The following is a 26,646-nucleotide window of genomic DNA, read 5'->3' on the forward strand; positions in this document are numbered from 1 at the left end:
GTCTCGCTCAGTGCTCCTTTTCCAGATAACTCCATGAAAAAAATCATTGTCGGCATCTCTGGCGCCAGCGGCGCGATTTATGGCATTCGCCTGTTGCAGACGCTTCAGGCGGTGGCAGAGGTGGAAACGCATCTCATCATGAGCCAGGCGGCGCGTCAGACGCTGTCGCTGGAAACCGATATGAGCGTGCGTGATGTTCAGGCGCTGGCTGATGTAAACCACGACGCGCGCGATATCGCCGCCAGCGTCTCGTCCGGCTCGTTTAAAACCGACGGGATGATTATTCTGCCGTGTTCGATTAAAACGCTCTCCGGCATCGTGAACAGCTATACCGACGGGCTGCTGACCCGCGCGGCGGATGTGGTGTTAAAAGAGCGTCGCAGGCTGGTGCTGTGCGTGCGGGAAACGCCGCTGCATCTCGGCCATTTGCGTCTGATGACCCAGGCAGCTGAGCTTGGCGCGATTATCATGCCGCCGATGCCCGCATTTTATCATCGTCCGCAGACGCTGGATGATGTGATTAACCAGACGGTAAACCGCGCGCTCGATCAGCTCGATATCACGCTTCCTGCCGATCTCTTCACCCGCTGGCCAGGCGCGTAAGGCGCTTCACGATGAGGCAAAGCGCAGCGCGGTGCCTCATTGTGGGGCAATTCTGCAAGCGCGATCATATCCTCGACATTTAATCCCGCTTTTTGCGATTTCACGCTCAGCGTCTGCTGTGCGGAATGCTATCTTCATTCACACAACTTCATTGCAACCATTTTTTAACAAATCATGGCGGCGTATGCGACTACGCAAAGCTGGCATGGGAAGTGCAACGTCTGGTTGCAACACACAACGCAACAGATAATAAAACAGAAAACTTGAGGGTAATGTATGAAGAAGAAGGTGCTCGCGTTCTCCTTACTGCTTGGCCTTTCCACCAGCGCCAGCGTTTTCGCCGCGCTTCCCCAGACGGTACGCATCGGTACGGATGCCACCTACGCGCCGTTCTCCTCAAAAGACGCCAAAGGCGATTTTGTCGGGTTTGATATCGATCTCGGCAACGAGATGTGTAAACGCATGCAGGTGAAATGCACCTGGGTTGGCAGCGATTTCGATTCGCTGATCCCGTCGCTTAAAGCGAAAAAAATCGACGCGATTATCTCTTCGCTCTCTATTACCGAAAAGCGTCAGAAAGAGATTGCCTTCTCTGACAAGCTTTATGCCGCCGACTCCCGCCTCATTGCCGCCAAAGGCGCGACCATTCAGCCGACTATTGAATCGCTGAAAGGCAAACATGTGGGCGTGCTGCAGGGCTCCACGCAGGAAGCCTACGCCAATGAAAAATGGCGCGGGAAGGGTGTGGATGTCGTGGCGTACCAGAACCAGGATCTGATCTACTCCGATCTCTCGGCGGGCCGTCTTGATGCAGCGCTGCAGGATGAAGTGGCTGCCAGCGAAGGTTTCCTCAAACAGCCTGCCGGGAAGGATTACGCCTTTGCCGGCCCGTCGGTAAAAGACAAAAACTACTTTGGCGATGGTACCGGCGTTGGCCTGCGTAAAGAAGACGCCGAGCTGAAAGCCGCGTTCGACAAAGCGCTCGGCGAGATTCGCAAAGACGGCACCTACGACAAAATGGCGAAAAAATATTTCGACTTTAACGTCTACGGCGACTGATTATCTGTAACGCGTTTGCCAGCCAGTCACTATGTTGGTGCGTGCCTGGCTGGCATGACGCAAAATGGTGCAGGTTATGCACCAGAGAAGAGCATGTGTGCATTTCTACGCACCGAAAATGAAAATAAATCTATCTCAGCGCGCATAAAGTTTTGATTACGAGGCGGCAGTGATGGCACGATAAGTGCAGTTTTTCCGCCTGACATTTAAATATGCGCGTCTGATGAGGATAGTTATGAAAAAAAGGCTGTTAGCACTTTCTCTGGGGCTGGCGCTGTCCAGCATTTCTGGGGCTTTCGCAGCAATTCCGCAGCACTTACGTATCGGCACTGACCCTACCTATGCGCCGTTTGAATCGAAAAACGCGCAGGGTGAACTGGTTGGTTTCGACATCGATCTGGCCAAAGAACTGTGCAAACGCATTCAGACGCAATGTTCGTTCACTGAACAGCCGCTGGATGCGCTGATCCCGTCGCTGAAAGCGAAGAAAATCGACGCGATTATGTCGTCGCTGTCGATCACCGAAAAACGCCAGCAGGAAATCGCCTTTACCGACAAGCTCTACGCTGCGGATTCGCGCCTGGTGGTGGCAAAAGGCTCGCCCATCCAGCCGACGCTGGAGTCGCTGAAGGGCAAACGCGTGGGCGTGTTGCAGGGCACCACTCAGGAAACCTACGGTAATGAGCACTGGGCGCCGAAAGGCGTGGAAATTGTCTCTTATCAGGGCCAGGACAATATCTATTCCGATCTGACCGCGGGCCGTATCGACGCCGCGTTTCAGGATGAAGTGGCCGCCAGTGAAGGCTTTCTGAAGCAGCCGGTGGGCAAAGGCTATCAGTTCGGCGGCCCGTCGATTAAAGATGAAAAACTCTTTGGCGTCGGCACCGGGATGGGGATCCGTAAAGAAGATAACGAACTGCGCGAGGCGCTGAACAAGGCGTTTGCCGACATGCGCGCCGACGGCACCTACGAGAAGCTTGCCAAAAAGTATTTCGATTTTAACGTCTACGGCGATTAATCCGCACGCGTTTGCACGGCGCCCTGCGGGGCGCCGATGGGCCGTGCGCACGCTGAGTACAGGATAAGTCACCATGCTGTATGGGTTTTCACAGGTAATCCTTCAGGGCGCGCTCGTCACCCTGGAGCTGGCGCTCAGCGCCGTTGTCCTCTCGGTGGCGATTGGTCTGGTCGGCGCAGGGGCGAAGCTCTCACGCAACCGCCCGATGGCGCTGATTTTTGAGGCGTACACGACGCTGATTCGCGGCGTGCCCGATCTCGTTCTGATGCTGCTGATTTTTTATGGTTTGCAGATCGCGCTGAACGCCATTACCGACGCGCTGGGATTCAGCCAGTTTGATATCGACCCGATGATCGCGGGCATTATCACCCTTGGGTTTATCTACGGCGCTTATTACACCGAAACCTTCCGCGGCGCGTATCTCGCCGTGCCAAAAGGCCATATCGAGGCGGCGACCGCGTTTGGTTTTACCGGCTCGCAAACCTTCCGCCGGATTCTGTTTCCTTCCATGATGCGCTATGCGCTGCCGGGCATCGGCAACAACTGGCAGGTGATTTTAAAAGCCACCGCGCTGGTGTCGCTACTGGGGCTGGAAGATGTCGTGAAAGCGACGCAGCTTGCCGGGAAAAGCACCTGGCAGCCGTTTTACTTCGCGATTGTCTGCGGGCTGATTTATCTGGTGTTTACCACGCTCTCCAACGGCGTTCTGCTGCTGCTTGAGCGCCGCTATACCGTGGGCGTGAAGAGGGCTGACCTGTGATCGAAATTATTCAGGAGTACTGGAAATCCCTGCTGTGGACCGACGGCTATCGCTTTACGGGTGTGGCGATTACGCTCTGGCTGCTTATCGCCTCGGTGGTGATGGGCGGTGTGCTGGCAGTTTTTCTCGCCATTGGGCGCGTTTCGGAAAACAAACTGGTCTGGTTCCCCATCTGGCTCTTTACCTATGTCTTTCGCGGCACGCCCCTCTACGTGCAGCTGCTGGTGTTCTACTCCGGCATGTATACGCTGGAAGTGGTGAAAGGCACGCCCTTACTCAATGAGTTTTTCCGAAGCGGCCTCAACTGCACCGTGCTGGCGCTGACGCTCAACACCTGCGCATACACCACCGAGATTTTCGCGGGTGCCATTCGCGCGGTGCCGCATGGCGAGATCGAGGCGGCGCGCGCTTACGGCTTTTCACGCTTTAAAATGTACCGCTGCATTATTCTGCCGTCGGCGCTGCGCATCGCGCTGCCTGCCTACAGCAATGAAGTGATTCTGATGCTGCACTCCACGGCGCTGGCGTTTACCGCGACCGTCCCGGATCTGCTGAAGATCGCCCGCGATATTAACGCCGCCACTTATCAGCCGTTTACGGCGTTTGGCATCGCGGCGGTGCTGTACCTGATTATCTCTTATGTGCTGATAAGCCTCTTCCGCAGGGCGGAAAAGCGCTGGCTGCGGCACCTGAAACCGGCTTCAACGCACTGAGTGGCTACGCATGTCTGAAAATAAATTAAACGTTACCGATCTGCACAAGCGCTACGGCGAACATGAAGTGCTTAAAGGGGTATCGCTGAAGGCGAACGCCGGTGATGTCATCAGCATTATCGGCTCTTCTGGCTCCGGCAAGAGCACCTTCCTGCGCTGCATCAACTTCCTGGAAAAGCCCAGCGAAGGCACCATCGTGGTGAACAACCAGAACATTACGCTGGTGCGTGATAAAGACGGTCAGCTCAAGGTGGCGGATAAAAACCAGCTGCGCCTTCTGCGCACGCGCCTGACGATGGTGTTCCAACACTTTAACCTGTGGAGCCACATGACGGTGCTGGAGAACGTGATGGAAGCGCCGGTTCAGGTGCTGGGCTTAAGCAAACAGGATGCGCGCGAGCGTGCGGTGAAATACCTCGCCAAAGTGGGCATCGATGAGCGCGCGCAGGGCAAATACCCGGTGCATCTCTCCGGTGGTCAGCAGCAGCGCGTGTCTATTGCCCGCGCGCTGGCGATGGAGCCGGATGTCTTGCTGTTCGACGAACCGACTTCCGCGCTGGACCCGGAACTGGTGGGCGAAGTGCTGCGCATCATGCAGAAGCTCGCCGAAGAGGGCAAAACGATGGTGGTCGTGACGCACGAAATGGAGTTTGCCCGCCACGTTTCCTCGCATGTGATTTTCCTGCATCAGGGCAAAATCGAAGAAGAAGGGCCGCCGGACGCGCTCTTTAACAACCCGCAAAGCCCGCGTCTGCAGCAGTTTTTGAAGGGATCGCTGAAGTAATATCTATCAGTCCGGCAGGGACGCCGGTTATGCCTCGTCGTCTATCAGAATCAGGCCCATCTCTTCGGCCAGCCGGTAAATGTCGGTCAGTGCCCCCGGTATCAGCGGCAGACTTTCATGAAGCGTAAGACGGTTGATGCGATCCCCGAACAGCATCAGCGCTTTGCCGCCGTGCTGGCGCGACGCCCAGCTAATACCGTGAAGGCGCGGATTCGCGGCGTGAATGGCCGACGCCCACAGGCGCGTTTGTGGATAACTCTGCGGAGAGCTGCCCGTCAGCGCCGCCTGCGTGACGCCCCAGCGGCGCAGCAGTACCGGCGTCAGGTTAGCGAGCTCAAGCGCCACGTCCGGTGTTAACGTGCTGATGCAGAGTTCGCGGGCTTTGTGCAGATCGAAGCTGGCACCAGAGGCGCCTGTCGGGACATCGTGAAACAGCGATTCCATAATCGCCACTTCGGCGTCGATACCACCATAAAGCGTGGGAATAAGACGGCCATCGGCGCGTTGTAGCGGGCTGAAACGCGCGTTACCATAACAGGGGTTGAAAGCGTCGCCCGCGAACTGACGGCTGTGAACGCGAACTATCCGCCTCCCTGCGGGCCATACCGTGACGCGCGGCACTTGCATATCTGCAGGCGGCGCAGGCAGGCGTTCTTCCCTGAATTCAACCATGCATCGGCCCTTCGGCTTCCGCTTTTGCGGCGTCCAGCACCGCCTGCGGATCGGCTTTCAGACGGTCTTTGGGTTTTGCGCCGCCAAGCCAGGCATTGGGCGAATGAAACCAGAGGGCGATACTCCAAGGCGTTTTCTCACGAAACAGCGCAAGGATGGGTTTGAGTGACGGCAGCGGCTGACCGCCTTCGTCAAACGCCCAGGCGGGGTAACGATCTTTGCCGTTGACCGGCAGCGCAAAAACTTTACCTGCCTGTTTCCAGCGGTTCGCGGTCGCGCTCGGGTTTTTCAGCGCGGCACCGGCGGCAAGGCTCACTTCGCCTGCAGACAGCCACTGGCCTTCATCAAGCACGGTCTGGCGCAGCGCATCAAGCCGCTCGCGATTACGGGCCTGCAACGGCGCGGCGTGCGCGGGCTCGCTATGGTGCCCGGCGCGCTTCATTTGCGACACCGCCGTGACGGCGCTGACAATTGCAAGCCGCAAATCGTTATCCAGCGTCTCTTCGTCCAGGTTGTCCGGCATTTTGAGCATCAAATAGCGCCCGGCGTCTTCACCGGGAATATCGGAAAGGTGAATCTGTCCCCAGGGCGCAGGCGTCTCGTGCAGGGACGTCACCAGATGCCCGACATCGACAAACTCGACGCTGACGTCCAGTGGATACTCGTTCAGTTTTACGTGGCGTGGACGGGAACTCATCGTGCCCCCTTCGTGATATAAATGATATTCGTGATATTGATTATAACGTAATCAGGTGAGGGAATGCCAGCGGCGGGTGAAACGTGTAAAAAATAGCGGGACGCGGGCACCATCATTGCCCGCGTAGCCAAAGACGGCATCAACGCGCTCGCGCAGCGATATCCTCCAGCGCCTCTTCCAGCTCAAACCAGCGGAAACCGAAGCCCGATTCCTCCAGGCGTTTAGGCAGGGCGCGCTGGCCGCCCAGCACCAGAACCGCGGATTCGCCCATCATAAGGCGCACGGCGGTTGCGGGCGCGCGCATCAGCGCGGGGCGGTGCAGTGCGTGGCCAAGCGCATGAGCAAAGCGCTCGTTGCGCACCGGGTAAGGGGAGACCATGTTAAATGGCCCGCGCAGATCGTTATCCAGCAGCCAGATAATCGCGTTGACCATATCGTCGATATGGATCCAGGCGAGATACTGACGGCCGCTGCCAATCGGCCCGCCAAGGCCCAGACGAAACAGCGGCAGCAGTTTGCTCATCATGCCACCATCGGGCGCAAGCACCGCGCCGGTGCGCAGCAGGCAGACGCGGGTTTTATCGCTTTGCGCGCCTTCGGCTATCTGCTCCCAGCGGGCGCAAAGCTTATGGGTAAATTCGCTGTGCGGCGGTTCGTCTTCCGTCACCACCACTTCGCCGAGATCGCCGTAATAACCGACCGCAGAGCCGGAGAGAAACACCGCAGGCGGATTGCTACCAGCCTGCATCATCGCCACCAGTTGCTGCGTTATATGCCAGCGGCTTTGGCACAGGCGCTCTTTCTGGGCGGCGGTCCAGCGTTTATCGGCAATAGGCTCGCCCGCGAGGTTAATCACCGCGTCGAACGTATCGAGATTACTGAAGTGATCGAGGCCCGGCACCAGCGTAATAGCGGTGTCGAGCCGCGCGCGGGCACGCTCAGGATTGCGGGTGAGGACCGTGACGTGATGCCCTAACGCCACCAGGCGCGATGTCAGCGTGCGGCCAATCAGGCCAGTACCGCCAGTTATCAGAATCTCCATAAGTGCCTCCTGCGCCGCCCGCGCATAACGTAGTGTTATCTCTTCAGCATAGGCGACCCGGCAAGGTTTGCCTGAGATATGGCGCACGCCGGGCGTAATTTTTCCTGTAAAGAGAGAAGGTTATCAACGAATTTGCACTGGTTAACTGCTGGCGAGCTGGTACGCGCGTTCGGTCGCCGGGCGATGCCTGATGCGCTCAAACCAGTTACTGACCGCCGGGAAGTTGTCGAGATCGATTCGCTGGCGCTCGTGCGACACCACCCACGGATAGGTGGCGATATCGGCAATGCTGTAACGCTCGCCGCCAAGCCACGGGCATTTCTCCAGACGCTTATTCAGCACGCCGTAGAGACGCTGTGTCTCCACCTGATAGCGTTCAATGGCGTAAGGCACCGCCTGGGGCGCGAAATGATTAAAGTGATGATTCTGGCCAAGCATCGGCCCGAATCCGGCAACCTGCCAGAACAGCCACTGTAGCGTCACCTGACGCTCGCGCAGTTCGCCGCTCAACAGCTTGCCGCTCTTCTCGGCGAGATAGAGCAAAATCGCGCCCGATTCAAACAAACTCAGCGGCGCGCCGCCGTCGGAGGGCGCATGGTCGATAATGGCGGGAATTTTATTGTTCGGGGCAATGGCGAGAAATTCCGGTTTAAACTGCTCGCCCTTGCTGATGTCAACGCGGTGGAGGCGATACTCAAGCCCGGCCTCTTCAAGAAACAGCGTAACTTTATGGCCGTTCGGCGTCGGGGCGTAGTAGAGATCCAGCATGACAGCGTCCTTTAGATGGGGATTTGGCGTGCTCAAAGTATAGGCGGTTTGCTGAATAATGCGGCAGCTCTCATAGTCGGCAGCATGACAGAAAACGGTTTACGGTATAGTTTTAGCTATCCGCCATCAGAGATGAGAATTGCTATGTCGCAGCCCGCCATTACGCTTTGGTCCGATGCCAGTTTCTTTAGCCCTTACGTGATGTCCGTCTGGGTGGCGCTTCAGGAAAAAGGTCTGCAATTTCAGCTGCAAACCCGCGATTTGTCACGCGGCGAACATTTACAGGCCGACTGGCAGGGCTTCGCCCTGACGCGCCGTGTGCCGCTGCTGGTGATTGACGATTTCGCGCTGAGCGAATCCTCCGCCATCACGGAATATCTTGAAGAGCGCTTTGCGCCGCCGGTGTGGGAGAGGCTCTATCCGCACGATATTGAAAAACGTGCCCGCGCCCGCCAGGTACAGGCGTGGCTGCGCAGCGATCTGGGCGCGTTACGTGCTGAACGTCCGACTGACGTTATCTTTGGTGCGGCCCGCTACGCGCCATTAAGTGCAGATGGGCAGGCGGCGGCGGATAAGCTTATCGCGTGCGCGCAGGCGTTACTTGTGCACGGGCAACAAAATCTGTTTGGTGAATGGTCACTCGCAGATACCGATCTGGCGCTGATGATTAACCGGCTGGTCATGCATGGCGACCCGGTGCCGGAGGCGCTTGCCGACTATGCTGCGTTCCAGTGGCAGCGCGCGTCAGTGCAGCGTTATATCGCACTTTCTGCCAGGCGTTTGGGCTGATAAGCCCGGCGCGATCCGTTATCATGCGTGCACCACAATTTTCATTCGGAAGGTGAGTAATGAAGCTGATGTTTGCTTCGGATATTCACGGCTCGCTGCCTGCCACAGAGCTTCTGCTGGCGCGCTTTGCCGACAGCGACGCCCGCTGGCTGGTATTGCTGGGAGATTTCTTAAACCACGGGCCACGTAACCCGCTTCCTGAGGGCTACGCCCCAGGCGAAGTGGCGAAACGACTTAACACCGTGGCCGACCGCATTATCGCGGTGCGCGGCAACTGCGACAGCGAAGTCGACCAGATGCTGCTGGAGTTTCCCGTCACCGCGCCCTGGCAGCAGGTGTTGCTCGCCAGACAGCGGCTCTTTTTGACCCACGGTCATCTCTACAGCCCCGATAACCTGCCGCCGCTGGCCGCAGGCGATGTCCTGATCTACGGCCATACGCATATTCCGGTGGCGGCGCGCCACGGCGAGCAGTTCCACTTTAATCCAGGCTCAATCAGTATGCCGAAAGGCGGGCATCCGGCAAGCTACGGGTTCCTCAATGGCGATACGCTGAGCGTCATTACCCTGGAAACCTCGCAGGTTATTGCACAGATCGCGATTTCCCCTTAATTTACCGAACAACCAGAACGCGCCGTAAGAGCGCTTATTACAGAAGGTTTCCTGATGGTGGAGCAGAATCATTTGGCAGACATGGAATGGGTGGACATTGTCAGTGAAGACAATGAGGTGATAGCGCAGTCCAGCCGGGCGCAGATGCGCGCCGAACGTTTGCGTCACCGCGCGACCTATATCGTGGTGCATGATGGTATGGGCAAAATCCTGGTGCAGCGTCGCACCGATATCAAAGACTTTATGCCGGGCATGCTCGACGCCACCGCAGGCGGCGTAGTGCAGGCGGGCGAAGCGCTGCTTGAGAGCGCGCGTCGCGAGGCGGAAGAGGAGCTGGGCATCGCGGGCGTTCCTTTCGCCGAGCACGGGCAGTTTTATTTTGAAGATGAGCATTGTCGCGTCTGGGGCGGGCTGTTCAGCTGCGTCTCCCACGGTCCGTTCGCGCTCCAGGAGAGCGAAATCAGCGAAGTATGCTGGATGGAGCCGGAAGAGATAACGGCGCGTTGCGATGAATTTACGCCGGATACGCTAAAAGCGCTTTCGCTTTGGCTGAGCCGCAACGCGGGTCAGGAGAGTGGCGGTCACAGTAAAGACAGTAAAGAAAAAGAGCAGGAAGAGAAAAACCCTACGCTCAGCTAAGCGTCGCGGCCCCGCCATCGTCAGCGACGCGCGGGGCGGCTTTTTCGGCGTAAGCTTACGCCTGCTGGTTGTCGCACATCGCGCGCCACAACGTATCAAATCCCACCGCTTTAAACTCGTCAGAGCGCGCCGGTTCGCGCGTCGCGAAATCCATGGTCGTCTGCGCCAGCGCAAAGAAAATTTCATCGCCAAACGCGCGAAATTCACTGGAGCGGAACAGCGGCAAAATGCATTTCTCGCAAAGCTCATGGAGCTCCGGGTAGATATCGGTCACCAGTTTTTTGCTTTCATCGGTAATACGACTGCTGACTTCGAGCTTACGCGCGGCCAGATTGGCTTCCGGTTTGGTTAACCCCCAGTCGATAAAGCTGTTCCAGACATAACGAATATTTTCTTTGTGGTCGTTCTTGCTGTCGAGCTTGCCTATCATCGAACGGCAGAAATCTTGCTTAAGATGGACATAGAGCGCGTTATAGAGATCGTCCTTGGAGGCGAAATAGCGAAATATCGTCCCTTCAGCCACGCCCGCTTTACGCGCGATAAGCGCGGTCGACGCGCCAAGGCCCGCCTCGGCTATCGCTTCGGTGGCGGCTTCGAGAATCGCCATTCTTTTATCTTCACTGCGGGGACGCGCCACGGACATTGCTCTCCTGTAAAAAGGGCAGATTGAATCACGACTCGCCGATCCGCTGCAAGGCTTGCGATCACAGGAAAAAACAGAGTTGACGAATCGGCCGACATTCCTATAATGAGTGTTTACTCACTCATTATCAAGTTTCACTGGCTACCATTTTTGATGGTGCTGCGTGCGGGCCGTTTTCGCCCGGAAAATGAGCAGAGCGCTCATGCGAGCCGGAATTCAGGACAGGCGAAGGCCTGAAACATCATTGCGATTACCACTACTGGAGGGATTCTATGGAACTTCCCGCTCAGGTTATTGAAACGCTGACCGACTGGATTGATGACAATCTTCATAAGCCGCTGCGCATTGATGATATCGCGCGCCACGCGGGTTATTCGAAATGGCATTTGCAGCGGCTTTTTCACCATCATAAAGGGGAGAGCATCGGGCGTTATATTCGCGAGAAAAAGCTGCGGCTGGCGGCGCAGGACCTGCGTGCCACCAACGACCGCGTGCTGGATATTTCCATGAAATACGGGTTCGATTCTCAGCAAACTTTTACGAGACTCTTCACGCGTAAGTATCGGATGTCGCCTGGCACCTGGCGCAAGCAGGGCGATGCCCCGACCAACCACTGAGCGCGGGCGGTTTGCATAGCGCGCCAGATTCCCTGACAATACGCTTTTGAACTAACCGAAAGCCTCTCATGAAGCATCCTCTTGAAACGCTCATCACCGCTGGTGGCATTTTGCTGCTGGCGTTTCTCTCCTGCCTGCTGCTGCCGGCCCCGAGACTCACGCTGACGCTGGCGCAGCACCTGATGACGATGTTCCATCTGGTCGATCTTAACCAGCTCTACACCATCATCTTCTGCATCTGGTTTTTACTGCTCGGCACGGTGGAGTATTACGTGATTCGCTTTGTGTGGCGGCGATGGTTTTCGCTGGAGCGTGCTTAAGCGCGTACTGACAGGATATAAAAAAGGCCGCATCGCGCGGCCTTTTGCTTTCTTTTCAGCAGTGATTACTGCTGGCTTGCCTGAATTGCCGTCAGGGCGATGGTGTAGACGATATCGTCAACCAGCGCGCCACGGGACAGGTCGTTAACCGGTTTGCGCATACCCTGCAGCATCGGCCCGATGGAGATCAGGTCGGCAGAGCGCTGTACCGCTTTGTATGTGGTGTTACCGGTGTTCAGATCCGGGAAGATGAACACGGTAGCACGGCCGGCAACCGGTGAGTTCGGCGCTTTGGATTTCGCTACGTCAGCCATAACGGCAGCGTCATACTGCAGCGGGCCGTCGATAACCAGGTCAGGGCGTTTTTCCTGCGCCAGTTTGGTCGCTTCACGCACTTTTTCGACATCGCTGCCCGCACCGGAGTTGCCGGTGGAGTAGGAGAGCATCGCCACGCGCGGTTCGATGCCGAAAGCGGCAGCGGAATCGGCGGACTGGATGGCGATTTCGGCCAGCTGTTCTGCAGTCGGATCCGGGTTGATCGCGCAGTCGCCGTACACATAAACCTGTTCCGGCAGCAGCATGAAGAACACAGAAGAGACCAGCGAGCTGCCCGGTGCCGTTTTGATGAGCTGCAGCGGCGGGCGAATGGTGTTCGCGGTAGTGTGAACCGCGCCTGATACCAGACCGTCCACTTCGTCCTGCTCCAGCATCAGCGTGCCCAGCACCACGTTATCTTCCAGCTGCTCGCGGGCGACCGCTTCGGTCATGCCTTTGTTTTTACGCAGCTCAACCAGACGCGCCACATAGCTTTCACGCACGACTTCCGGATCGACGATTTCGATGCCTGCGCCCAGTTCAACGCCCTGTGCGGCAGCAACGCGCGCGATTTCATCCGGGTTGCCCAGCAGCACGCAGGTCGCGATGCCGCGCTCGGCGCAGATGGCCGCGGCTTTCACGGTGCGCGGCTCGTCGCCTTCCGGCAGCACAACACGTTTGCCCGCTTTACGCGCAAGCTCAGTCAGCTGGTAGCGGAACGCTGGTGGCGAGAGACGACGGCTGCGCTCGGAGGCGGCAGTCAGAGAGTCGATCCACTCGGCGTTAACGTGGCTTGCCACATATTCCTGCACTTTTTCGATACGCTCGTGGTCGTCTGCCGGCACTTCAAGGTTGAAGCTCTGCAGGCTGAGCGAGGTCTGCCAGGTGTTGGTGTTCACCATGAATACCGGCAGGCCGGTAGCGAAAGCGCGTTCGCACAGCTTGCTGATGCGCTCGTCCATTTCATAGCCGCCGGTCAGCAGGATGGCACCGATTTCCACGCCGTTCATCGCGGCGAGGCAGGCAGCCACTAACACATCAGGGCGATCCGCGGAGGTCACCAGCAGGGAGCCTGGACGGAAATGTTCCAGCATGTGCGGAATGCTGCGCGCGCAGAACGTCACAGACTTCACGCGGCGGGTTTTGATATCGCCTTCGTTAACGATGGTCGCGTTCAGGTGACGGGCCATATCGATAGCGCGGGTGGCGATAAGATCAAAGCTCCACGGCACCGCGCCGAGAACCGGCAGCGGGCTGATGGCCTGCAGATGCTGAGCATCGATATTGATGACTTTCGCTTTCGTGGAGTCATCGAAAATCTCGGAAAGATCCGGGCGCGTGCGGCCCTGCTCGTCCACGGGCGCGTTCAGTTTGTTGACGATAACACCGGTGATGTTGGCGTTTTTGCTGCCGCCGAAGCTGCTGCGCGTCAGCTCGATACGCTCTTTCAGCTGTTCCGGGGTATCGGTGCCCTGAGACATCACGAACACGATTTCCGCGTTCAGGGTCTTCGCGATTTCATAGTTCAGCGACTGGGCGAACTGATGCTTACGGGTCGGCACCAGGCCTTCCACCAGCACCACTTCGGCATCTTTGGTGTTCTCATGGAAGCGAGCAATGATCTCTTCCATCAGCACGTCTTTCTGGTTGCTGGAGAGCAGCGACTCGACGTGGCTCATGCGCAGCGGCTCAGCAGCCGGCAAATTGGTGTTAGCACGCACGATAGTCGTGGTCTGGTCCGGCGTATCGCCGCCAGTACGTGGCTGGGCGATAGGTTTGAAGACGCTCAGACGAACGCCTTTACGTTCCATAGCGCGGATCACGCCGAGGCTGACGCTGGTCAGGCCGACGCTGGTTCCGGTAGGAATAAGCATAATGATACGGGACACGGTTTATCCTCTTTTTGTTGCAGCCAGCCGCGCGGCTGGCACCACATAAAACAACACCGCCAGCGAGGCTGGCGGTGAGGGATCAGGCGGTCAGACGGCAGGCGTCCTGCGCGATAACCAGTTCTTCGTTGGTCGGAATGACCATCGCGAGGGTGGTGCCTTCTTTGTTGATGAAGCCGGATTTGCCGAAACGCGCGGCCAGGTTGCGCTCGTGGTCAACCTCGAAGCCCAGCACGCCCAGTTTACCGAGGGAGAGTTCGCGAACCATCGCCGCGTTCTCGCCGATGCCGCCGGTGAAGACGACCGCGTCCAGACGGCCTTCCATCAGCGCGGTGTAAGAGCCGATGTATTTCGCCAGGCGATGGCAGTAAACGTCCATCGCGCGCTTCGCGTCTTCTTTGGTCGCGTAGTTGTCTTCAACATAACGGCAGTCGCTGGTGACTTCGGTCAGGCCCAGCAGACCGGACTCTTTGGTCAGCAGTTTGTTGATGTCATCAACGCTCATACCCAGCGCGTCGTGCAGATGGAAGACGATAGCCGGGTCGATGTCGCCGGAGCGGGTGCCCATAACCAGACCTTCCAGCGGGGTCAGACCCATGGAGGTGTCAACGCATTTGCCGTTACGGATAGCGGAAACAGAACCGCCGTTGCCCAGGTGGCAAGTGATGATGTTCACTTCTTCCACCGGTTTGTTCAGCATTTTTGCGGCTTCCTGCGTCACATAGAAGTGGCTGGTGCCGTGTGCGCCGTAGCGACGGATGCCGTGTTCTTTGTACAGTTTGTACGGCAGGGCATAGAGGTAAGACTCTTCCGGCATGGTCTGGTGGAACGCGGTGTCGAACACGGCCACGTTTTTATCCGCCAGATGCGGGAAGGATTTCAGCGCTTCGGCGATACCGATCAGGTGAGCCGGGTTGTGCAGCGGTGCGAAAGAGGCGGAATCTTTGATGCCCTGAATAACAGTCTCATCAATCACAACGGAACTGGTATACTTTTCGCCACCATGCACGATACGATGACCAATCGCGGTCAGCTGTGCAGACAGCTCTGGTTTTTGTGCCAGAATAGTATTAACGATGAAGTTCAGCGCTTCGCTGTGAGCCGCACCGGCGCCAAGCGCCGCTTCGTGTTTGCCGCCGTCCATTTTCCATTTGATACGCGCTTCTGGAAGATGGAAACATTCGGCCAGACCGGACAGGTACTCGTCACCGTTCAGTGCATCGATGATGGCAAATTTCAGTGAGGAGCTACCGCAGTTGAGAACCAGTACTAACTTACTCGACATGGAAGTACCTATTAATGATACGTGGCTAAAAAAACGTCAGTGAGTCTCTCAGCGTAGCGTAAGATGACGCCGACATTTATGATTAACGTCATAGCGAAGCGAGATTCTGCTGTGACGAAGAAATAAACAGAGTTTACGCCATTTTGCGCAAATTTCCGGCGCGAAAGACGGCCTTAAAGATTTGACAGCGCGGGCTTTGCCTTCTACGCCATCGCAGGCGCGCACAGGATAACTGATTGCGACTTGTATTGACAAAATATTTTGAACGTTGTCATAGAGAGTTGTTATCTTGCAGGAAAATTTTATTTTTTATTAATGAAGTTGAGGTAAGGCCATGTCGACACCTGAAAATCGCCCCGTGAGCTTTTTTAGCCTGTTTCGTCGTGGGCAACACTATTCCAAGACTTGGCCGACTGATAAACGCCTGGCACCGGTCTTTATTGAAAACCGCGTAATCCGCGCCACGCGCTTTGCGATACGCATTATGCCGCCCGTCGCCGTATTTACGCTCTGCTGGCAGATTGCGCTCGGCGGCCAGCTGGGGCCTGCCGTCGCTACGGCGCTGTTCGCGCTGAGTATGCCGATGCAGGGCCTGTGGTGGCTTGGCAAACGCTCCGTCACGCCGCTGCCGCCGGGCACGCTGAACTGGTTTTATGAAGTGCGCACGAAATTGCAGGAGGCGGGGCAGGCGCTCGCGCCGGTGGAAGGCAAGCCCGATTATCAGGCGCTGGCCGACACCTTAAAACGTGCGTTTAAGCAACTTGATAAAACATTTCTTGATGACTTGTAATTGATCAAAAGACGTTTGGGCAAAAAAAGGCAAAGTAAGGGCAGTATCCCACTTTGATCGGGCTTCGCCTGTAACAGGAGCACACCATGGAAATGACCCATGCCCAGCGTCTTATTCTCTCCAACCAGTACAAAATGATGACCCTGCTCGATCCGGAAAATGGCGAGCGTTATCGCCGCCTGCAAACCATTATTGAGCGCGGTTACGGGCTACAGATGCGCGAACTCGACCGCGATTTCGGCGAGCTCAGCGAAGAAACCTGCCGCACCGTCATCGATATCATGGAGATGTATCATGCCCTCCAGGTCTCCAGATCAAATATGAAAGAAGGCCAGAGCATTGATGAGCGTCGCGTCACCTTCCTGGGCTTTGACGCGGCGACCGAAGCGCGCTTTCTGGGTTACGTGCGGTTTCTGGTTAATACCGAAGGGCGCTATACCCATTTCGACGCCGGCACGCACGGCTTTAACGCGCAAACCCCGATGTGGGAGAAATATCAACGGATGCTGAAAGTGTGGCAGGCGTGTCCGCGGCAGTACCATTTGTGCGCCAACGAAATTATGCAGATTATTAACGCCTGACGGGAGAAGGCTGTGGAATGTAAAGGGTTTTTGTTCGATCTTGACGGTACGCTGGTGGACTCTCTGCCCGCCGTTGAACGCGCCTGGTGTCACTGGGCGGATCGCTTTGGCATCGCGCATGACGAAGTGCTGGGCTTTATTCACGGTAAGCAGGCGATCACGTCGCTCCGTCATTTTATGGCGGGGCACAGCGAAGACGAGATCATGGCGGAGTTTCATCGTCTGGAACAAATAGAAGCGAGTGATACCGAAGGCATCGTCGCGCTGCCGGGCGCGCTGGAACTGCTGAACCATTTGAACGAGGCCCGCATCCCCTGGGCTATTGTCACTTCAGGCTCTATGCCCGTTGCTTCCGCGCGTCGTGGTGCTACGGGGCTGCCGAAGCCGGAAGTGTTCGTTACCGCGGAGCGCGTGAAGCGTGGCAAACCGGAGCCGGATGCCTATATGCTCGGCGCTGAGCTGCTGGGGCTTGCGCCTCATGAGTGTGCTGTCGTGGAAGACGCGCCGGCGGGCATTCTCTCTGGCCTTGCGGCGGGTTGCCCGGTGATTGCCGCTAACCCGCCTGCCGATACGCCGCGTCTTGACGAGGCGGCACTGGTGATTAAATCCTTTACCGAACTGGTACTGGAAAAAGGAGCGGACGGCTGGGTCAGCGTTAAAAAGCAGCCGTAACGGCTCTCCGCCCTCAGGCGCTCTCGCGCCACCTTTCTTTGTACGGCGGGTTGCTTCCCGCCGTTTTCGTTTCCTGGGGCCGTGATGACAACACAAGGATACGTTGTGAATGGTGAATTAATCTGGGTGCTGACGCTATTAGGTGGGGCGGTTTTACTGTTTGCCACCGGGAAAATCCGTATGGACGCCGTAGCGCTGCTGGTGATTGTGGCGTTCATTCTCAGCGGGACGCTGACCGTTAACGAAGCCTTTGCAGGGTTCAGCGATCCCAACGTCATTCTTATCGCCGCGCTGTTTGTGATTGGCGATGGTCTGGTGCGTACCGGCGTTGCCACAAAAATGGGCGCCTGGCTGGTGCAGATGGCGGGCAGCAGCGAAACCCGCATGTTAGTCCTTCTGATGCTCACCGTTGCCGGACTCGGCGCGTTTATGAGTTCCACCGGCGTGGTGGCGATTTTTATTCCGGTGGTGATAAGCGTCTGCGCGCGGATGAAAATTGCGCCGTCGCGGCTGATGATGCCGTTAAGCTTCGCCGGGCTTATCAGCGGTATGATGACGCTGGTGGCGACGCCGCCAAATCTGGTGGTGAACAGCGAACTGCTGCGCGAAGGGCATCCGGGCTTTGGCTTCTTTAGCGTGACGCCCGTAGGCCTGGCAATCCTCGCGCTTGGCATCCTCTATATGCTCCTGATGCGTTTTATGCTCGGCTCCGGTGACAGCCGCGAGAAGCCGCAGGCGTGGAACCGCCGCACCTTCCGCGATTTTATCCGCGATTATCATCTCACGGGGCGGGCGCGCCGCCTCGCCATTCGCCCCGGCTCGCCGCTTATCGGCCATCGCCTTGATGATTTAAAACTCCGTGAGCGCTATGGCGCGAATGTGATAGGCGTTGAGCGCTGGCGTCATTTTCGCCGTGTGATTGTGGATGTGAATGGCGTGACGGAGTTTCGCGCGCGGGATGTGTTGCTGATAGATATTTCCGCGTCTGATATCGATTTGCGTCAGTTTTGCAGCGAGCAGCAGCTGGAGCCGATGATTCTGCGCGGCGACTATTTTTCCGATCAGGCGCTGGATGTCGGCATGGCCGAGCTGTCGCTGACGCCGGAAGGAACCATGGTGGGGAAAACGGTACGCGAACTGAATTTCCGCAGCCGCTACGGGCTGAATGTCGTCGGCATTAAACGCGAAGGGAAAGCCCTGCCGGGTGCGATAGTGGACGAACCGCTTGAGCTTGGGGATTTACTCTTAGTGGTCGGTACCTGGAAGCTTATCAGCCAGCTCGGGCAGAAAAGCCGCGATGTGGTTGTGCTCAATCTGCCGGTGGAAGAGAGCGACGCTTCGCCCGCTCACAGTCAGGCACCGCACGCCATCTTCTGTCTGGCGCTGATGGTGGCGATGATGCTGACGGATGAAATTCCGAATCCTGTCGCCGCAATAATTGCTTGTCTGCTGATGGGTAAGTTTCGCTGCATTAACCCCGAAAGCGCGTGGAAAGCCATTCACTGGCCGAGCATTATTCTTATTGTCGGTATGATGCCATTCGCACAGGCGCTACAAAAAACCGGCGGGGTGGCGCTGATTGTTGACGGCCTGATGCGCGTCGGCGGCTATGGCCCGCATATAATGCTGGGCTGTCTGTTTATCATGTGCGCCGTTATTGGGCTGTTTATCTCCAATACCGCGACGGCCGTGCTGATGGCACCGATCGCGCTGGCGGCGGCGAAGACAATGGGCGTGTCACCGTACCCGTTCGCCATGGGCATCGCGATGGCGGCGTCAGCGGCCTTTATGACGCCGGTGTCGTCGCCGGTCAACACGCTGGTACTGGGGCCGGGGACCTACCGCTTCAGTGATTTTGTAAAAACCGGCGTGCCGTTCACGCTTATCGTGATGGTGGTCTGCGTACTGTTAATCCCTGTGCTGTTCCCGTTCTGAACCGCTCAGAGCGGGGAGTCCTGGCTGATTTCATCTAAGGAAAGATGGAAACTCGGCACGAAGACCTGCATGAAATAGTCCATTTCGGCGCTGTGCCGCTGCGCCAGCGTTTTTTCCAGACGGCTTTTGGCGAGCAGGAATTCATTGTTGCCCGCCGAAAGCTCTTCCAGACATTTCAGATAGGCGCACAGCGCATCGGCCTGTTTCACGAGCGATTTCTCATCTTCCGTGTAGTGGTGCTCATCAAGCAGCGGGGCGAAGATGTCCTGTAACTCTTCCGGTACCATTGCAATCAGCTTCTGCTGAGCGATTTTCTCGATGGCTTTATATTCATGCGCTATCTGGGAGTTGAAATATTTCACCGGGGTGGGCAGATCGCCCGTCAGCACTTCGCTGGCGTCGTGGTACATCGCCAGCAGCGCGATGCGCTCGGGATTCACATTGCCCTGAAATTTCCGGTTTTTAATCACAGCGAGCGCGTGGGCAACCATCGCCACCTGCAGACTGTGTTCAGAGACATTTTCAGTGCGCACGTTGCGCATGAGTGGCCAGCGGTTGATTAATTTCAGGCGGGAAAGGTAGGCGAAAAAATGACTCTGACTCATAAAGATCCCTTGTCTGTGACTGCGACAAAAAACCATTGTGAGGGGAGCGGGGGGAAGATGCAAATCTCCCCCCGAATCGGTTACTGATGATAGCCGGAAAGGAAGCGGCCGAGCTTAGTGATGGCAAGATCGAGTTCGTCGATGCGCGGCAGCGTCACGATACGCACGTGATCCGGCCACGGCCAGTTGAACGCGGTACCCTGAACCAGCAGCACTTTTTCCTGCAGCAGGAAATCGAGCACCATTTTCTGATCGTCGTGAATATTAAATCGCTTTGCGTCGATCTTCGGGAACATGTAGAGCGCGCCGCGCGGTTTAACGCAGCTAACGCCCGGAATGTCGTTAATCAGCTCCCACGCGCGGTTGCGCTGCTCGTAAAGCCGCCCGCCGGGTACAATAAATTCACTGATGCTCTGATAACCGCCAAGCGCCGTCTGAATGGCATGCTGTGCGGGCACATTAGCGCACAGGCGCATCGAGGCGAGCATTTCCAGCCCTTCGATATAGCCTTTGGCGTGTTTTTTCGGCCCGTTCAGTACCATCCAGCCCTGACGGAAACCCGCTACGCGGTAGGTTTTAGAAAGACCGTTAAAGGTGACGGTAAGCAGATCCGGTGCCAGCGCGGCGATCGAGTGGTGCTGCGCGTCGTCGTAGAGGATCTTGTCGTAGATTTCGTCGGCGAAAATGATGAGGTTGTGCTGACGGGCAATCTCAACGATGTCCAGCAGCAGTTCTTTAGAGTAGACCGCGCCGGTCGGGTTGTTCGGGTTGATGATGACAATCCCGCGGGTGCGCGGCGTGATTTTGGCACGAATATCGTCAAGATCCGGGAACCAGTCGGAGGATTCGTCGCAAAGATAATGCACCGCTTTGCCGCCGGAGAGCGACACCGCCGCGGTCCACAGCGGATAATCGGGCGCAGGCACCAGCATTTCGTCACCGGTGTTCAATAATGCCTGCATCGCCTGGACTATCAGTTCTGACACGCCGTTGCCGATATAAATATCTTCGACCGTCACATCGCGCATGTCGCGCGCCTGGTAGTGCTGCATGATAGCTTTGCGGGCGGAGTAGAGCCCTTTAGAGTCGCAGTAGCCCTGCGCGGTGGGCAGGTTGCGGATGACATCGACAAGAATCTCATCTGGCGCGTCAAAGCCAAAAGGCGCCGGGTTGCCGATGTTCAGCTTAAGAACTTTTTGACCTTCCTCTTCAAGGCGTTTGGCCTCTTTAAGCACCGGGCCGCGGATGTCATAACAGACATTGTCGAGCTTACTGGATTTTTCGATGGGTGACATAACGTCAGAACCTTACTTGTTTTGCGCTTCCTGCCATGGAAGCCGATGGCCGACAATTTACTCCTCCCGCTCATGCTTTTAAAGCCTCCTGTGCCGGCCAGGTTCTGCATCAACACTTCATTTGAATGGTGTTAAGTTTTTAATAATTAACTTTTTGTTTTATAAAATATTGTAAAACCGAGTGAGTTGTAATTTTTGTGCTGGTATAAGATTTAACTATGGTTGATGCCACCATCGCTGGAGAATCACAACATTAGCGCGTTAATTAATTCACGCGATATGAAATTTACCCACAGAAATTAGCCAGGCTTTAACCCAACCTTTATTACTGTAAAAAGGCGGCGGTATAACGCGCTTTGTAACAATCTTGTTATATGAAAAGACGGAGAAATTATGAATTATTAAATAATATTAATTATTGGTTCTGACGATGTCTGTAATAGAGTTACGAAAATTTTGAAATTTACTGGCTCGTATAAGTAAAATCGCACGAAGTCTTAAAAAAAGAACAGATTTGCGATATTATAAAGCCGCCTGCGCGAGACGTTTCGCCAGCGCAGCCAGGCCGTAACGCCTCTTGCGGGCAACTGGTTGTTTTTATAGTCATTCAGGACACAAGTCAGGCATAGTTATATACTCTTTTTTTTCTTTTGCCAGAGTATGTTAAGGTCGTGAAGTTGTTGCTTTTCGCCTTAGCCAACGTAGCCAGATTTTTAATTCAAATCACGGGTTCGCTGTGCAGAATATTTGACATAAAGGCACAACGATAACAGAGAAATGCCCCTTTTACTGTTTTAATAACCAGGGGTTTGAATTAGAAAAGCGCATGGCGGTCTTCCGACGCGGGTTGTGTTAGCCCGGAAGCATGCTTCAAAAGGAATTGCTTTCTTTCCTTTACACATAGCAACAGACGGTGCCCGCTGCGTGCGGTTACCTGAAAGTGATAACAATATGATTAACGCAAATCGTCCGATCTTAAACCTCGACCTCGATCTGCTGAGAACGTTTGTCGCAGTCGCCGATCTGAACACGTTTGCCGCCGCGGCGGCAGCGGTATGCCGTACGCAGTCGGCCGTCAGCCAGCAGATGCAGCGCCTGGAGCAACTGGTCGGTAAAGAGCTCTTCGCCCGCCACGGGCGTAATAAGCTTTTAACCGAACACGGCATCCAGTTGTTGGGTTATGCCCGTAAAATTTTGCGCTTCAATGATGAAGCATGCACTTCGCTAATGTATAGCAATCTGCAGGGCGTCCTGACCATTGGCGCTTCTGACGAATCGGCGGATACCATCCTGCCGTATCTTCTCAATCGCATCAGTTCGGTTTATCCGAAGCTGGCGATTGATGTTCGCGTTCAGCGTAACCCGTACATCATCGAGATGCTCAACCAGCAGGAGATCGATCTGGTAGTCACCACGCATCAGCCGGAGAATCTGGACTCGCTGGTACTGCGTACGTCGCCCACGCTCTGGTATTGCGCCGCCGACTACACGTTGCACAAAAATGAAGCGGTGCCGTTGGTGATGCTTGATGAGCCAAGCCCGCATCGTGAAGTGATTATTGAGCAACTGAATGCGGCGAATGTACCGTGGCGTATCTCCTATGTCGCATCAACACTGCCGGCGGTGCGTGCCGCGGTGAAAGCGGGGCTTGGCATCACCGCGCGCCCGGTCGAGATGATGAGCCCGGAACTGCGCGTGCTTGGCGCGTCAGACGGTCTGCCCGTCCTGCCGGAGACGCAATACATGCTGTGTCGCAACGCGAACAGCAAAAACGAAATGGCGGAAATCATCTTCCAGGCGATGGAAAGCCACTATCAGCCGTGGCGTTATACCGCCACGCTTGAAGGCGGCGATGATACTCTCCTGATGCAGGGCGATCTGGAGTAATTTCTCTGCTTTTGTTAAAACTGTGTTAATAAAGCCTCTGAAGGTCTCAGGATCTCCAGAGGCTTTTTTTATACACTTTCGCACTCTAAGTGACTGTAATTAGCTCTGATAAAACGCCCTTATCATCCACTGTTCCACTCTCTTCATCCGCTTTTGCGACTGGTATGCCAGCAGAAAATTTTACTTTTGTTGTTAAAAAGTGAGCGATTTTGTTGCCTTTTTCAGTGGTCAATTAACAAAAGCGTGTCTCAGATCAAGAAAATACTCCCGACGAGGGGGAGGAATAGTCAGAAATTCCTGCCAAAATAAGGGGTGTTTATGTCTTCTCACTTTTAACGGACACGATTCACCCGCCGGGCTCCGTAGTCTCGCACGCGGCTCACAGGACGCTTAAAGCATCAAATGTTAAGGGTCTTGGGGAGATGTAAACTAATGTTAGGTTTCTTTTGTTAAAGTTGACAAAAGGTTATAGAAAGGAGTAAAAAACCCCATCAATTTGCTGCTTAAGTAATAATTCCGGCAGTTATTGTACGGTTGATTGTTCCTCCCCTTGAATCGATGTGGCGTTCATCTGCCAGCAAGAGCAGAGGCTTTAGCGCCACTTTTGATGAGTAAGCAATGAGTATGTCAACATCCACTGAAGTTATCGCTCATCACTGGGCGTTCGGTATCTTTCTTATTGTTGCCATTGGCCTGTGTTGTCTGATGCTGGTCGGCGCCTGGTTCCTCGGCGGACGCGCCCGCGCCAGGTACAAAAACACCCCGTTCGAATCGGGGATCGACTCGGTCGGCACCGCCCGCTTACGACTTTCCGCGAAGTTCTACCTGGTAGCGATGTTCTTCGTCATCTTTGACGTGGAAGCGCTTTACCTCTTCGCCTGGTCAACATCAGTTCGTGAAGTCGGCTGGCTCGGCTTTATCGAGGCCGCAATTTTCATTTTAGTGCTACTGGCTGGTCTGGTTTACCTGGTGCGCATCGGCGCGCTGGAGTGGACGCCTTCGCGCTCACGTCGCGAACGTCTTAACACCGAAGAAGCCGGCAGTCTCACTAATCGTCATACGCAGTAACAGCGAGGCAATAAGATGGACTATACGCTCACCCGCATAGATCCCGACGGTGAGAATGACCGTTACCCCCTGCAAAAACAGGAGATTGTGACTGATCCTCTGGAACAGCATGTACACCGCAGCGTCTACATGGGCAAGCTCGAGCATGCCCTGCATGACATGGTGAACTGGGGGCGTAAAAACTCCCTGTGGCCTTATAACTTCGGCCTTTCCTGCTGCTACGTGGAAATGGTGACCTCGTTCACCGCGGTTCACGACGTTGCGCGTTTCGGCGCGGAAGTACTACGTGCTTCCCCGCGTCAGGCGGATTTCATGGTGGTTGCCGGTACGCCGTTTACCAAAATGGCTCCGGTAATTCAGCGTTTGTATGACCAAATGCTGGAACCGAAATGGGTGATTTCCATGGGCGCGTGTGCGAATTCCGGCGGCATGTACGATATTTATTCCGTCGTGCAGGGCGTGGACAAATTCCTGCCCGTGGATGTGTACATCCCAGGCTGCCCGCCGCGCCCGGAAGCGTATATGCAGGCGCTGATGCTGCTGCAGGAGTCGATTGGCAAAGAGCGCCGTCCGCTTTCATGGGTGGTTGGCGATCAGGGCGTTTATCGCGCCAACATGCAGTCAGAGCGTGAGCGTAAACGCGGCGAACGTATCGCAGTCACTAACCTGCGTACGCCGGACGAAATTTAATTTGCGCCTGCGGGAGGTCGCTTCTCACGTATACCAATAAACGACAGCGAGAAGCCGCCGCCCGACAGTCATCACAGACCATTGGCAATGGTGAACAATATGACCGATTTAACTGCGCAAGACGCCGTTTTGCCTGTGTGGCAGACCAGGGATCACCTCGACGATCCGGTGATTGGCGAACTGCGTAACCGTTTTGGGCCGGATGCCTTTACCGTTCAGGCCACCCGCACCGGTGTTCCGGTTGTCTGGGTTAAGCGTGAACAATTACTGGAAGTTGGCGAATTTTTACGAAAGCTGCCGAAACCCTACGTCATGCTGTATGACCTGCATGGCATGGATGAGCGCCTTCGCACCCACCGCAACGGTTTACCGGCTGCGGATTTTTCCGTTTTCTACCACCTGCTTTCCATCGATCGCAACCGCGACATCATGCTGAAAGTGGCGCTGTCGGAAAACGACCTCAACGTGCCGACCTTTACCCGCCTTTTCCCGAACGCCAACTGGTATGAGCGTGAAACCTGGGAGATGTTCGGTATTACGTTCACCGGTCACCCGAACCTGCGCCGCATCATGATGCCGCCGACCTGGGAAGGGCACCCGCTGCGTAAAGACTACCCGGCGCGCGCGACGGAATTCGATCCCTTCACGCTCACTAAGCAAAAAGAAGAGCTGGAAATGGAAGCGCTGACCTTCAAGCCCGAAGAGTGGGGCATGAAGCGCGGCAACGACACTGAAGATTTCATGTTCCTGAACCTCGGCCCGAACCACCCGTCGGCGCACGGTGCGTTCCGTATCATCCTGCAGCTGGACGGCGAAGAGATCGTCGACTGCGTGCCGGATATCGGATATCACCACCGCGGCGCGGAGAAAATGGGCGAGCGTCAGTCCTGGCACAGCTACATTCCTTATACCGACCGCGTCGAATACCTCGGCGGCTGCGTAAACGAAATGCCGTACGTGCTGGCCGTGGAAAAACTGGCGGGGATTCAGGTGCCGGAGCGCGTGGAAGTCATCCGCGTAATGCTCTCTGAGCTGTTCCGCATCAACAGCCATCTGCTGTACATCTCGACATTTATTCAGGACGTCGGTGCCATGACACCGGTCTTCTTCGCCTTTACCGATCGTCAGAAAATCTACGATCTGGTTGAGGCGATTACCGGTTTCCGTATGCACCCGGCCTGGTTCCGCATTGGCGGCGTCGCGCACGACCTGCCGCGCGGCTGGGATCGCCTGCTCAAAGAGTTCCTTGAGTGGATGCCAAAACGTCTCGACTCTTACGTCAAAGCGGCGCTGAAAAACACCATCCTGAAAGGCCGTTCTCAGGGCGTGGCGGCGTATGACGCCAAAGAAGCGCTGGCATGGGGCACTACCGGCGCAGGCCTTCGCGCTACCGGTATCGATTTCGACGTGCGTAAAGCCCGCCCGTACTCTGGCTATCAGAACTTTGAGTTCGAAGTGCCGGTCGGCGGCGGCATCAGCGACTGCTATACCCGCGTGATGCTGAAAGTCGAAGAAGTGCGCCAGTCACTGCGTATTCTTGAGCAGTGCCTGAAAAACATGCCGGAAGGCCCGTTCAAGGCGGATCACCCGCTGACCACGCCGCCGCCGAAAGAGCGCACGCTGCAACATATCGAAACCCTGATTACCCACTTCCTGCAGGTTTCCTGGGGCCCGGTCATGCCGGCCAACGAATCCTTCCAGATGATTGAGGCAACCAAGGGGATTAACAGTTACTACCTGACCAGCGACGGCAGCACCATGAGCTACCGTACCCGCGTCCGTACACCGAGCTTCCCGCATCTTCAGCAGATCCCGTCGGTGATCCGCGGCAGCCTGGTGTCCGACCTGATTGTCTATCTGGGTAGTATCGATTTTGTAATGTCTGATGTGGATCGCTAA

General features: G+C 56.0%; 28 protein-coding genes. 19 read left to right on the plus strand and 9 right to left on the minus strand.

Annotated features, from left to right (window positions below):
• Window positions 1–33: 33 nt before the first annotated feature.
• From G6041_RS01245 to hisP, 6 genes are all read left to right on the plus strand, one after another.
• On the plus strand, window positions 34–603 hold the full coding sequence (locus tag G6041_RS01245; protein ID WP_007869579.1) for a UbiX family flavin prenyltransferase: 570 nt from the start codon (window positions 34–36) through the stop codon (window positions 601–603).
• Window positions 604–879: 276 nt separating this feature from the next.
• Window positions 880–1,662, plus strand: a complete 783-nt coding sequence (gene argT, locus G6041_RS01250; protein ID WP_004386648.1) for a lysine/arginine/ornithine ABC transporter substrate-binding protein ArgT — start codon at window positions 880–882, stop codon at window positions 1,660–1,662.
• Between the two features lie 235 nt (window positions 1,663–1,897).
• Window positions 1,898–2,680: a histidine ABC transporter substrate-binding protein HisJ gene (gene hisJ, locus G6041_RS01255; protein WP_032968945.1), complete on the plus strand. Its 783-nt coding sequence runs from the start codon at window positions 1,898–1,900 to the stop codon at window positions 2,678–2,680.
• 73 nt (window positions 2,681–2,753) lie between these two features.
• Entirely contained in the window at window positions 2,754–3,440 is a 687-nt protein-coding gene (locus tag G6041_RS01260) for a histidine ABC transporter permease HisQ (RefSeq protein ID WP_084999207.1), read from the plus strand.
• Entirely contained in the window at window positions 3,437–4,153 is a 717-nt protein-coding gene (locus G6041_RS01265) for an ABC transporter permease (protein ID WP_012124148.1), read from the plus strand. Before G6041_RS01260 ends, G6041_RS01265 begins: the two co-directional genes overlap by 4 nt.
• Before the next feature lie 10 nt (window positions 4,154–4,163).
• A complete protein-coding gene (hisP, locus tag G6041_RS01270) occupies window positions 4,164–4,937 on the plus strand; it encodes a histidine ABC transporter ATP-binding protein HisP (protein ID WP_004386652.1) in 774 nt (257 codons plus the stop codon).
• A gap of 27 nt (window positions 4,938–4,964) precedes the next feature.
• On the opposite strand, the gene G6041_RS01275 is transcribed toward hisP, so the two are convergent.
• From G6041_RS01275 to yfcG, 4 genes are all read right to left on the minus strand, one after another.
• Window positions 4,965–5,609, minus strand: a complete 645-nt coding sequence (locus tag G6041_RS01275; RefSeq protein WP_012124149.1) for an RES family NAD+ phosphorylase — start codon at window positions 5,607–5,609, stop codon at window positions 4,965–4,967.
• On the minus strand, window positions 5,602–6,306 hold the full coding sequence (locus G6041_RS01280) for a hypothetical protein (RefSeq protein WP_007892037.1): 705 nt from the start codon (window positions 6,304–6,306) through the stop codon (window positions 5,602–5,604). Before G6041_RS01280 ends, G6041_RS01275 begins: the two co-directional genes overlap by 8 nt.
• A 139-nt stretch (window positions 6,307–6,445) precedes the next feature.
• Entirely contained in the window at window positions 6,446–7,348 is a 903-nt protein-coding gene (locus G6041_RS01285) for a TIGR01777 family oxidoreductase (RefSeq protein WP_012124150.1), read from the minus strand.
• Window positions 7,349–7,489: 141 nt separating this feature from the next.
• A complete protein-coding gene (gene yfcG, locus G6041_RS01290; RefSeq protein ID WP_004387818.1) occupies window positions 7,490–8,116 on the minus strand; it encodes a GSH-dependent disulfide bond oxidoreductase in 627 nt (208 codons plus the stop codon).
• Window positions 8,117–8,260: 144 nt separating this feature from the next.
• Here yfcG and yfcF point away from each other — a divergent pair, with 144 nt between their 5' ends.
• The 3 genes from yfcF to yfcD are packed head-to-tail and all read left to right on the plus strand — an operon-like array spanning window position 8,261 to window position 10,155.
• Window positions 8,261–8,905, plus strand: coding sequence for a glutathione transferase (gene yfcF / locus G6041_RS01295; RefSeq protein WP_032988663.1), 645 nt, complete (start codon window positions 8,261–8,263; stop codon window positions 8,903–8,905).
• A 59-nt stretch (window positions 8,906–8,964) separates the two neighbouring features.
• Entirely contained in the window at window positions 8,965–9,516 is a 552-nt protein-coding gene (gene yfcE, locus G6041_RS01300) for a phosphodiesterase (RefSeq protein ID WP_004387821.1), read from the plus strand.
• Between the two features lie 54 nt (window positions 9,517–9,570).
• A complete protein-coding gene (gene yfcD / locus G6041_RS01305) occupies window positions 9,571–10,155 on the plus strand; it encodes an NUDIX hydrolase YfcD (protein WP_007869564.1) in 585 nt (194 codons plus the stop codon).
• 55 nt (window positions 10,156–10,210) lie between these two features.
• Here the strand turns inward: yfcD and G6041_RS01310 are convergent, their stop codons facing one another.
• Window positions 10,211–10,798 carry a TetR/AcrR family transcriptional regulator gene (locus tag G6041_RS01310; protein WP_007892041.1) on the minus strand — a complete coding sequence of 196 codons (588 nt, stop codon included), beginning with the start codon at window positions 10,796–10,798 and terminating at the stop codon, window positions 10,211–10,213.
• Between the two features lie 272 nt (window positions 10,799–11,070).
• On the opposite strand from G6041_RS01310, the gene G6041_RS01315 reads away from it, so the two are divergent.
• Together G6041_RS01315 and G6041_RS01320 are read left to right on the plus strand one after the other, a co-directional pair.
• Window positions 11,071–11,415, plus strand: coding sequence for a RamA family antibiotic efflux transcriptional regulator (locus tag G6041_RS01315; protein ID WP_004387824.1), 345 nt, complete (start codon window positions 11,071–11,073; stop codon window positions 11,413–11,415).
• A gap of 68 nt (window positions 11,416–11,483) precedes the next feature.
• A complete protein-coding gene (locus tag G6041_RS01320; protein WP_004387825.1) occupies window positions 11,484–11,735 on the plus strand; it encodes a DUF1158 domain-containing protein in 252 nt (83 codons plus the stop codon).
• Window positions 11,736–11,800: 65 nt separating this feature from the next.
• Here G6041_RS01320 and pta read toward each other — a convergent pair whose 3' ends face one another.
• A complete protein-coding gene (gene pta, locus G6041_RS01325) occupies window positions 11,801–13,939 on the minus strand; it encodes a phosphate acetyltransferase (protein ID WP_004387826.1) in 2,139 nt (712 codons plus the stop codon).
• Between the two features lie 82 nt (window positions 13,940–14,021).
• Window positions 14,022–15,224 (minus strand): acetate kinase, encoded by a 1,203-nt coding sequence (gene ackA, locus G6041_RS01330; RefSeq protein ID WP_004387827.1) that lies wholly within the window; start codon window positions 15,222–15,224, stop codon window positions 14,022–14,024.
• Window positions 15,225–15,558: 334 nt separating this feature from the next.
• Here ackA and yfbV point away from each other — a divergent pair, with 334 nt between their 5' ends.
• The 4 genes from yfbV (at window position 15,559) to G6041_RS01350 (ending at window position 19,202) form a co-directional block, all read left to right on the plus strand.
• Window positions 15,559–16,014, plus strand: coding sequence for a terminus macrodomain insulation protein YfbV (yfbV, locus tag G6041_RS01335; RefSeq protein ID WP_007869555.1), 456 nt, complete (start codon window positions 15,559–15,561; stop codon window positions 16,012–16,014).
• 86 nt (window positions 16,015–16,100) lie between these two features.
• Window positions 16,101–16,595 carry a YfbU family protein gene (locus G6041_RS01340; RefSeq protein WP_012124154.1) on the plus strand — a complete coding sequence of 165 codons (495 nt, stop codon included), beginning with the start codon at window positions 16,101–16,103 and terminating at the stop codon, window positions 16,593–16,595.
• Between the two features lie 12 nt (window positions 16,596–16,607).
• The gene (locus G6041_RS01345) at window positions 16,608–17,267 is read left to right on the plus strand and encodes a sugar phosphatase (protein ID WP_012124155.1); all 660 of its coding nucleotides are present in this window, start codon (window positions 16,608–16,610) and stop codon (window positions 17,265–17,267) included.
• A 105-nt stretch (window positions 17,268–17,372) separates the two neighbouring features.
• The gene (locus tag G6041_RS01350; RefSeq protein WP_041460428.1) at window positions 17,373–19,202 is read left to right on the plus strand and encodes an SLC13 family permease; all 1,830 of its coding nucleotides are present in this window, start codon (window positions 17,373–17,375) and stop codon (window positions 19,200–19,202) included.
• 5 nt (window positions 19,203–19,207) lie between these two features.
• On the opposite strand, the gene yfbR is transcribed toward G6041_RS01350, so the two are convergent.
• Together yfbR and alaA are read right to left on the minus strand one after the other, a co-directional pair.
• The gene (gene yfbR, locus G6041_RS01355; protein ID WP_007699992.1) at window positions 19,208–19,807 is read right to left on the minus strand and encodes a 5'-deoxynucleotidase; all 600 of its coding nucleotides are present in this window, start codon (window positions 19,805–19,807) and stop codon (window positions 19,208–19,210) included.
• 80 nt (window positions 19,808–19,887) lie between these two features.
• Window positions 19,888–21,102, minus strand: a complete 1,215-nt coding sequence (alaA, locus tag G6041_RS01360) for an alanine transaminase AlaA (RefSeq protein ID WP_012124157.1) — start codon at window positions 21,100–21,102, stop codon at window positions 19,888–19,890.
• Window positions 21,103–22,053: 951 nt separating this feature from the next.
• Here alaA and lrhA point away from each other — a divergent pair.
• The 4 genes from lrhA (at window position 22,054) to nuoC (ending at window position 26,646) form a co-directional block, all read left to right on the plus strand.
• Window positions 22,054–22,989 (plus strand): transcriptional regulator LrhA, encoded by a 936-nt coding sequence (gene lrhA / locus G6041_RS01365; protein WP_004388646.1) that lies wholly within the window; start codon window positions 22,054–22,056, stop codon window positions 22,987–22,989.
• A gap of 618 nt (window positions 22,990–23,607) precedes the next feature.
• Entirely contained in the window at window positions 23,608–24,057 is a 450-nt protein-coding gene (gene nuoA, locus G6041_RS01370) for an NADH-quinone oxidoreductase subunit NuoA (protein ID WP_007776781.1), read from the plus strand.
• A 15-nt stretch (window positions 24,058–24,072) separates the two neighbouring features.
• The gene (locus G6041_RS01375; RefSeq protein WP_004388648.1) at window positions 24,073–24,747 is read left to right on the plus strand and encodes a NuoB/complex I 20 kDa subunit family protein; all 675 of its coding nucleotides are present in this window, start codon (window positions 24,073–24,075) and stop codon (window positions 24,745–24,747) included.
• An 87-nt stretch (window positions 24,748–24,834) separates the two neighbouring features.
• Window positions 24,835–26,646 (plus strand): NADH-quinone oxidoreductase subunit C/D, encoded by a 1,812-nt coding sequence (gene nuoC / locus G6041_RS01380; protein WP_004388649.1) that lies wholly within the window; start codon window positions 24,835–24,837, stop codon window positions 26,644–26,646.

Source organism: Cronobacter sp. HA18003 (genome assembly GCF_011605905.1).
Classification (GTDB): Bacteria; Pseudomonadota; Gammaproteobacteria; order Enterobacterales; family Enterobacteriaceae; genus Cronobacter; species Cronobacter sakazakii.